General features: G+C 47.6%; 5 protein-coding genes. All 5 read right to left on the bottom strand.

The features are described 5' to 3' along the window. Positions 1 to 49: 49 nt before the first annotated feature. The 5 genes from ACYP03_RS11225 to ACYP03_RS11245 all read right to left on the bottom strand — a co-directional run bounded on the left by ACYP03_RS11225 (position 50) and on the right by ACYP03_RS11245 (position 7,950). Complete coding sequence (locus tag ACYP03_RS11225; protein WP_459779840.1) at positions 50 to 2,074, bottom strand: DUF3466 family protein; 2,025 nt, start codon at positions 2,072 to 2,074, stop codon at positions 50 to 52. Further along, the gene (gene uup / locus ACYP03_RS11230; protein WP_330959504.1) at positions 2,074 to 4,002 is read right to left on the bottom strand and encodes an ATP-binding cassette ATPase Uup; all 1,929 of its coding nucleotides are present in this window, start codon (positions 4,000 to 4,002) and stop codon (positions 2,074 to 2,076) included. Before uup ends, ACYP03_RS11225 begins: the two co-directional genes overlap by 1 nt. Then, entirely contained in the window at positions 3,989 to 4,237 is a 249-nt protein-coding gene (locus ACYP03_RS11235) for a glutaredoxin family protein (protein ID WP_330959503.1), read from the bottom strand. Before ACYP03_RS11235 ends, uup begins: the two co-directional genes overlap by 14 nt. Positions 4,238 to 4,267: 30 nt before the next feature. Then, positions 4,268 to 6,412 (bottom strand): bifunctional 23S rRNA (guanine(2069)-N(7))-methyltransferase RlmK/23S rRNA (guanine(2445)-N(2))-methyltransferase RlmL, encoded by a 2,145-nt coding sequence (gene rlmKL / locus ACYP03_RS11240; protein WP_459779843.1) that lies wholly within the window; start codon positions 6,410 to 6,412, stop codon positions 4,268 to 4,270. Between the two features lie 995 nt (positions 6,413 to 7,407). Beyond that, positions 7,408 to 7,950: a cell division protein ZapC gene (locus ACYP03_RS11245; RefSeq protein ID WP_459779860.1), complete on the bottom strand. Its 543-nt coding sequence runs from the start codon at positions 7,948 to 7,950 to the stop codon at positions 7,408 to 7,410. Positions 7,951 to 8,211: the final 261 nt, after the last annotated feature.

An 8,211-nucleotide genomic window follows, 5' to 3' on the forward strand; every position in this document is an offset into this window, starting at 1 on the left:
AGGCTCACAACTTGTGAGCCTGATTAAAATTTAAACAAAGTTTGCAAGATTACTGTTTCCGGCGTAACCCAAAAAACGCCAAAAGTGACAACGTCACCAGGCCAAGAGATCCACCTTTCCGGGTGACCTTCTCTTTTTCATCCAAACGTGCTTGTACTTTTGCATCCGTTTTTGGAACAAGCTGTACCGCGACCAAACGCTCTTCGCCTTCACACTTGGCATCTTTGCTGAGGCTTTGAAAACCGTTCTCGCATTTAAGTGCCGTTGCAGAAATCACTCCGGCATCATTGATCCCGGTCGCCTGCGCAATACGGAATTTATTGGCATTACCGCTAAGGACATCATCGTTCGTCAGATCATCAAGCAACCATGCGGACTTCGCTGGCAATGCATCAGTGACAATGTCACTACCAGCCAGATATGTGAATGCGCGTTGACGACGTTGACGACCATTCACCTGGTTCACGGTCTCCGTATCAACCCACCCAACGATTTGGTCATTGTTATTAATCTCACTGGCAAAACCATTCGCACCTTTAAAAAATAAGCTGCTTACGGAAGAATCCAGCCAGGAGAACTTTTGTGTGTTGACGTCGTATACATACAACTTTTCAGCAAATGAACGCTCTTCGGAGCGTGCTGACTTCGCAACACCAATAACCTTGCCGTTTTCATTAATGTCCGTCGCGAGCGTATAGCGATAGACACGCTCATCCCCTGATTCAATATTCAGATTCGGGATATAGGATACTGCCCAGTCTTTAGCTGTTGGTGTTCCTGTGACGCCGTCTTTCAGCTTGTAGACAGCGGCGCGCATTGCATAATAATCATTGCCGACAGAGTCGGTTGTATAACCCACCATCACAGGCTTTTGGTTCACTAAAGCAACAGCCCGAGCTGAAGCCTGGAAAGAACGGTTCTTATCATCCGGATCAAGTGCAGGACGGTTCGAAGCCCTTTCAGACAACAGCTGTGCCTCTGGATTCGTTGCACTGCCGTCAACGTTCCAGAACACGGCATCATTTGCAAACACAACAAACTGACATGCCCAAGAATTGAAGATCTGACTCGGGTCGGCACCATTTGTTTTACAATTCGTCAGATCGCTTCGACTCACAGACACATCATCTGGCACCTTCATGTTGTTATTCAGTTCAGAAGGCGAAAATGCTGCGCTGCCAACCACCAGCAGATTACCGCTGTTTTCAGGATATTCCACGGCATCCCAGGCTAACGTCTGGCCCATATTCTTCACCAGAGCGTTTCCGGTGACAGGCAACAAAGACACCTGATTACCATTAACATTCACGAAGCCACGCTTGTTAAACTGGCGTGCGTAGTGATTATTGTTGGCGAAATAGGCAGAGCTCGTGACACCAAGGGTAAAATCTCCCAACGTCGAGCTTCCTAACGCATTCACGGCAGCGTTCGTCGTGACATGATCACTGCTGTCCACCAGCGAACCCAGTGACGGTGTCACGCTAGAGTCATATCCAGCAGCCGTATTGGCAAAGGTCGTTACCCGTTCAAGGTTATCTGACCCATTATCAAGCAATGGTAAGGTATTCGCGTAATAGTTGTTCTGCCATGCAAACTGCTCACGACGTAAACCGCCAAAACTTTCTCCATTTTCCGGATTATCTGAATTGTAATCCGTGCCGAAGTAACGGATCTTCGCCCAGGTATCACATGTGTTGAAACCTAATGCTGAATTACAATACCTTTCCAGAGACCACTGATCGTTAATCTGCTGAAAATTATCCAACTGGAATGGGACTTCATCACGAATATCGACACCATCACTGCCAAAACGGCTTTCACCGTAGAGTTTGTGATCCGTAGAAGCACAACTGGTTTCAAAACAGTTCACACCGCTTGCCGACGGTTCAATCCCCTGACCGTAAAACTGTACCTTCTCAGCCAGCGTACTCGTGTTTTTATCATAGTACTGCAGTGTCTCTACACCGCTCGTGTCACCCGTAATTTCGATGACATCATAAACCGCCGCTTGAGCCTGTGTAGCACTGGCGATGAACACCGCCAGTGCAGAAAACGTGAACGTCTTATGTCGCATTAGGATTCCTTTTGCATTGCTTCTAGCTCTTCCCAGCGCTCAAATGCTTCTTCAAGAGCCTGTTCCGCCTCGGCAAGGCGTGACAGCGTCACTTGAGTATCATCGGGCGCACTCTGGAAGAAGGCAGGATCATTAATTTTCTCCTGCAGACCGGCAATCTCATTTTCCAAATTTTCTAAACGAGCAGGCAGCTCTTCAAGTTCCTTCTGGAGCTTATAAGACAGTTTTTTACCCGGTTTCTCACGGTTTGCCTGCTGCCGCTGTTTGTTCTCAGCTTTTTTCTTTTCTGCCTCAATGGCTTCAGCCTGCGCTTTTGCTCTCTGAGATGCAGAATTTTCTCTCTGGGCCTGAGCATCATGGTAACCACCAACGTACTCATTAATGACACCCTGACCTTCAAAAATCCAGCTTGTGGTCACAGTATTATCAACAAACTGTCGATCGTGGCTGACTAAGAGCAAAGTGCCCTGATAATTGGCAAGAATATCTTCTAAAAGTTCCAGAGTTTCGATGTCCAAATCGTTTGTTGGTTCATCAAGCACCAGCAAATTATTTGGTTTAAGGAACAATTTAGCCAGCAGCAGCCTGTTTTTCTCACCTCCGGAAAGTGCCTTCACCGGTGTGCGGGCACGCTTGGGATGAAACAGGAAATCCTGCAAATAGCCCAGCGCATGCCGGCTACGACCGTTGACCACGACTTCCTGCTTACCCTCAGCCAGATTATCCAGAACCGTCTTTTCCGGATCCAGAATTTCACGATACTGATCAAAATAAGCAACTTCGAGTTTCGTACCGCAGTGGAAATGCCCCTCTGTCGGCTGGAGTTCACCCAACAATAACTTGAGTAATGTACTCTTACCGCAACCATTCGGACCAATCAGTGCAATTCTGTCACCACGCATCACATTGAAACTGAAATCCTGGATAATTGGCTTTTCATCATAGCGATAACTGATGTTTTCCGCTTCGAAGACCACTTTTCCAGAACGGCGTGCTTCCTGGAGCTGCATATCAGCCTTACCCGTCACTTCGCGACGCTCGCTTCGCTCAACACGAAGCTGCTTCAGCGCGCGAACACGCCCCTCATTACGGGTACGACGGGCTTTAATCCCCTGACGTATCCAGGCTTCTTCCTGAGCCAGCTTTTTATCAAACTCAGCATTTTGTTCGCTCTCAACACGCAGCAATTCTTCCTTCGCGTCAAGGTACTTATCGTAATCCCCAGGGAAAGAATTCAGCTGCCCCCGATCCAAATCCACAATCCGGGTCGACATGGAACGGATAAAGGCACGGTCATGCGAAATAAAGATAATGGAACCGCGGAAGTCTTTCAGAAACCCTTCCAGCCATTCAATCGTGGAGACGTCCAGGTGGTTCGTCGGCTCATCAAGCAGCAGGATATCAGGATCACTCACCAGAGCTCTCGCCAGTGCTGCTTTCCGTTGCCAGCCACCCGACAAATCGGTCAGCAAAATTTCCGGTTTCAGCTCCAGATGTTCAAGCACCGACGTGATCTTATTATCGAACTGCCATGCATCTGCGTGATCCAGCTTCTCCTGCACCTTGGCCAGTCTTGCGAAGTTCGACTCACTTGGGTCCGTGGTAATACTGTCCAGCAGATGATGATATTCACGGAGCAGACCACCGACATCCGACAGCCCTTCCGCAACATAATCAAACACAGTGCCGTCTGCATCGCGTGGCGGATCCTGTTCGAGACGCGATACTTTCAGCTCGCTCATCCGCTGAATGCTTCCGTCATCCAGCAGCACATCACCGGCGATGACTTTCATCAGGGTAGATTTACCGGCACCGTTCCGGCCAACCAGACACACCCGCTCATTGGGCTGCAGCAAAAACTCAGCGTTATCCAGCAGAGGATGATCGCCATAGGCCAGCTGCGCATTACTAATTTTAATTAACGCCATGACTCTTTAACCAATTAGTCAGTTGGCTGGCATCAAACGGCCAGCCAAGCTCAGAAACAGATCCATTCGCTTCAATGGACACCACAGGGATCGTGACACCGTAACGAGAAAACAGGCCGTCATCAAAAGCAATATCAACAACGTCAACCTGTCCGGCAACACCCGCCTCTGCAAGCAGCGCATAAGCCTGTTCGCAGAGGTGGCACCCTTCAGTACTGTAGAGGATGATAGGCAAGTAACAATCCTTAGTTATGTTATGGGTGGCTCAGAGGCCGCCTTCCTTATGCGTGATAATCCAGCAGTTATGAATGTGTTTATTCCGTGCAAAATCCTGAGGTAATGTCTCAGACGAAATATTCTTCGCTTGCAGGCCTAACGCCAGCAGCCCTGCTTCATCCATTTTGAAATGGCGCTTGTTGTTGGAGAAAACAATCTGGCCGCCCGGACGCAACATACGCTTCAGGTTCTCCATCAGCATGATGTGATCACGCTGAACATCAAAACTTTGCTTCATGCGCTTTGAGTTAGAGAACGTAGGCGGATCAATGAAGATCAGATCAAAAGTGTCATCCACTTCCTGCAGCCACTGCAGGCAGTCTGCCTGAATGTACTCATGCTGCTGACCCACCTGTCCGTTAAGCGCCATGTTTTCCTGAGCCCAGCGCAGATAGGTATTCGACATATCCACTGTCGTGGTCGATTTAGCCCCCCCACAAGCCGCATGGACGGTCGCTGAACCGGTATACGCAAACAGATTAAGGAAATCTTTGCCCTTGGCCATCTGACCTAAACGGCGGCGGGTGATTTTATGATCCAGGAACAGACCGGTATCAAGGTAATCAAAAAGATTGACCTGAAGTTTCACACCGTATTCATCGACGGTCATGTAACGGGCAGCACTGGACAGCTTCTGGTACTGACTTTTGCCTTTCTGACGCTCACGTACTTTCAGCACGACTTTATCGCTGTCTACACCAGTCACCTGAATCGTTGCACGCATGATATCCATTAGACGGCGACGGGCCTTTTCTTCAGGAACGGATTTCGGCGCCGCATATTCCTGAATCACGATATAGTCTTTGTATTTATCGACCGCAGCGTTGTATTCCGGCAAATCAGCATCATAGACGCGATAGCAATCCAGCTTTTCCTTCTTCGCCCATTTATCCAGCTTCGAGAGGTTTTTCTTTAAACGGTTCGCAAAATCCGGGGCAACCTGCTGCTCTACCAACTCACCTTCCTGAGCACCTTCCACCTGCTTCACACCACCAGCGGTGATCTTGTAGGTCTTCAGGACACAGTCCAGCGCACCATTGCGCAGTTTAAACTGTTTATCTGCGCGCATTCGCATACAGCTTAACAATTCGTTTGAAGATGAATAAATCGAGGCAGTGGAACCGGCAAATGCTAATTTCAGGCGATTACCCAGCTCGGTATAAAGTTCAATCAGCTCCGGTGTCGTTCCCAGACGTTCACCATACGGTGGGTTACACAAAATCACCCCGGTTTCGAAATCTTTCGGGCGAACCAGTTGCGCTGCATCACCGTATTCAAAATCCATCAGCTCAACTACACCTGCGCGGCCGGCATTATCTCTGGCAATACTCAGGACACGTCTGTCCATTTCACGGCCATAAAACTTAACCGTAACTTTACTCACGCCACGACGAGCCTTCACGGATGCTTCAGCATGGATTTCCTGCCAGGCCGGCTCATCGAAATCTTTCAGTGCTTCAAAGCCCCAGTGCTTACGCTTCAGGCCGGGAGCAATCTCCGCAGCAATCATGGCGGCTTCAATCAATAACGTACCTGAACCACACATGGGATCGAGCAATGGTTGTTCAGGCGTCCAGCCACTTTTCATCACCAGAGCCGCAGCATGTGTTTCACGTAATGGTGCCTGACCGGCTTCAGTCCGGTAGCCACGCTGATGCAGGCCGCTTCCCGCCATATCCAGACCCACAATGGCTCTGTCATTGGACAGACGAACATGAATACGCAAATCAGGGCGTTCACGGTCAATGGTAGGACGAGGCTGATTACCTTTGACGAAACGATCAACAATGGCGTCTTTGACCTTCATGGCTCCGTACTGGCTATTTCGTATTTCTCGGTTCGTACCGTTGAAATCCACAACAATGCGTGTACTGGAACTGAAATACTGGTCCCAGTTGATAGCCGTTGCACCCAGATAAAGATCCAAATCATTTCTGACGTTGAATTCACTCAGAATCTGAATGATGCGCGATGCTACTCGAGTCCAGATGCAACAACGATAAGCAGTGTGCTGATCAGCTGAAAAACGCACGCCAGCATGCACCACTTTCACTTGTGAGGCACCCAATTGTGACAGTTCATCGGCTAGGAGATTTTCCAGGCCACGGGAAGTAATAGCGAGATATTGATTCATGAGGTTCTTTTCATACAAATGTTGCGGGCGATTATACCTGAAATCATCGCTAAACACCTGTATCCCGGGTATCAGACGCCCTTTTTTTGCACATATTCCCTGTCAGGCGACCACAATCGTTCATGTTCAGTTGCTGCTCAGTTGCCTTCATTCACCAGCTCAAAAGTGAGCTAACCGCATTGCATATTCAATGCTCCTCTAATGTTCAGACCAAAAAGACCGTTTCCCAGGGGAAACAAAGATACGTATCCATCTGAAAAATCGATGGATTTTGATTGTGTGGAAGCGCTAACATTCACACACGCTAACTGTTTCCTCATGGAAACAAAAATAATAAATAAAAATAAATCAGCAGCTTAAGAGAGAGCAATTAACTACAGGCACTCTCTTTTTCTGCAACTTAGTCATTATTTGCAGGTGAATACTCGCTCTCTCCGCAAGGCTCATTCACATAGGATTCATTCTTTCCGGAAAGGAAACTCTCATTATTTCCCAATAGGAAACACTTGCCGCAGAGTAATTTTCATCACTGTTACAGACTTTCATAATGGAGGAAAATGGGGAAATATTGATGAGAGTGAACGATATTTATTGTGATGAAGCTTGTATTTTTTTGCTGTAAAAAGACAAAAAGAGGCACGAAAAAATGCAAATTTTTACGGTCTTTTGACCTTGGTACCGATTTTTAGATTCGCCGATATGCCCTGAAAATGAGCCATACGTCGAAAAATCAGTCATTGTAGTGGCGAGGTTCAGCATCTTTAACATTTTGCGGAAGTAAACTGTCCCGTTGGGCGCAGCAGAACACTACCCCTGCTCAACGATTGTTCAGGCCTGATAATACGAATTGCTTTCACAATCCTATGCGTCAGTCTGAATCAGAAACAGACATCAAACTGCTGCTGTTCAGTGAAAACGCGAGCAGTGACAGCTTCGAAAAATAGAGAATCTGGAGCGAGGATTACGAAGGAAGAAAAGGAAGGTTCAGCCCCGGTTTAACCGACCAGGGCAAAGCCTAATTCATCATCAATGCGGACAGACTGCATTCTGTCATTCATGACCTTAATAACACCACAAAAGTCGATATCCTTACCGATTGCCAGCTGGTGTGGCTCAACATCGGCCAGCATACACAGACTTGCGCAGCCGCTATTTTCAATCACCAGGTATTTCCCAGTGGCCAGTTCAGTGTCCAGAGCAATAATTTCACCGTTTCGTGGCTCATATCCCCCATCTTGTTGAGTGAAGAACCAACTTTTCGGCATCATTGGCTTATGAAACCGGCTTGCAGCGACCGCATTCAGTGCCAACTCGACTTTGCGTGGGGCTGACAGCTCCAGCGTCGCGATGTTTTCCAGGAATGTTTGATAGGTACTTGCATCATCCACAGTGAATTCACTGCGGTTGAACGCACAGGTGATGAGGTGTTTACATGGAATGGAAACGCGGAAAACCATCTCTTCGCCCAAATCGAGCATCAAAGAGTCATTCTTCTGGTCGTAATACCACGTCCATGAATTATTTGGTTTTAACACGATAAGCTCCAATGTCCTTCTATGGACAGTCATCAAAGCAAGAAATTGAGTACGCACAATGAATTGTACTAATCAAGTGATAAATTAAAAGGGGAAAAGACTCAGAAGATCATGCGCTTAAGGAATGTAATTTTGACAACATTCCTGCTTTTATCACGCTTATCTATGAAAAAACGCTCACATAAAATGTACTGATTCAGACCTGATCTGACAGTTACCCACTTTTAGCGGTGCTGTCAGATTATATCTGGGTCAGATCCTTTT

The organism is Photobacterium sp. R1 (assembly GCF_054600795.1).

Bases quoted from the DNA above. Each gene is read 5' to 3' on its own strand.
- ACYP03_RS11225 (WP_459779840.1), bottom strand. From the start codon at position 2,074: ATGCGACATAAGACGTTCACGTTTTCTGCACTGGCGGTGTTCATCGCC.
- uup (WP_330959504.1), bottom strand. From the start codon at position 4,002: ATGGCGTTAATTAAAATTAGTAATGCGCAGCTGGCCTATGGCGATCAT.
- rlmKL (WP_459779843.1), bottom strand. From the start codon at position 6,412: ATGAATCAATATCTCGCTATTACTTCCCGTGGCCTGGAAAATCTCCTA.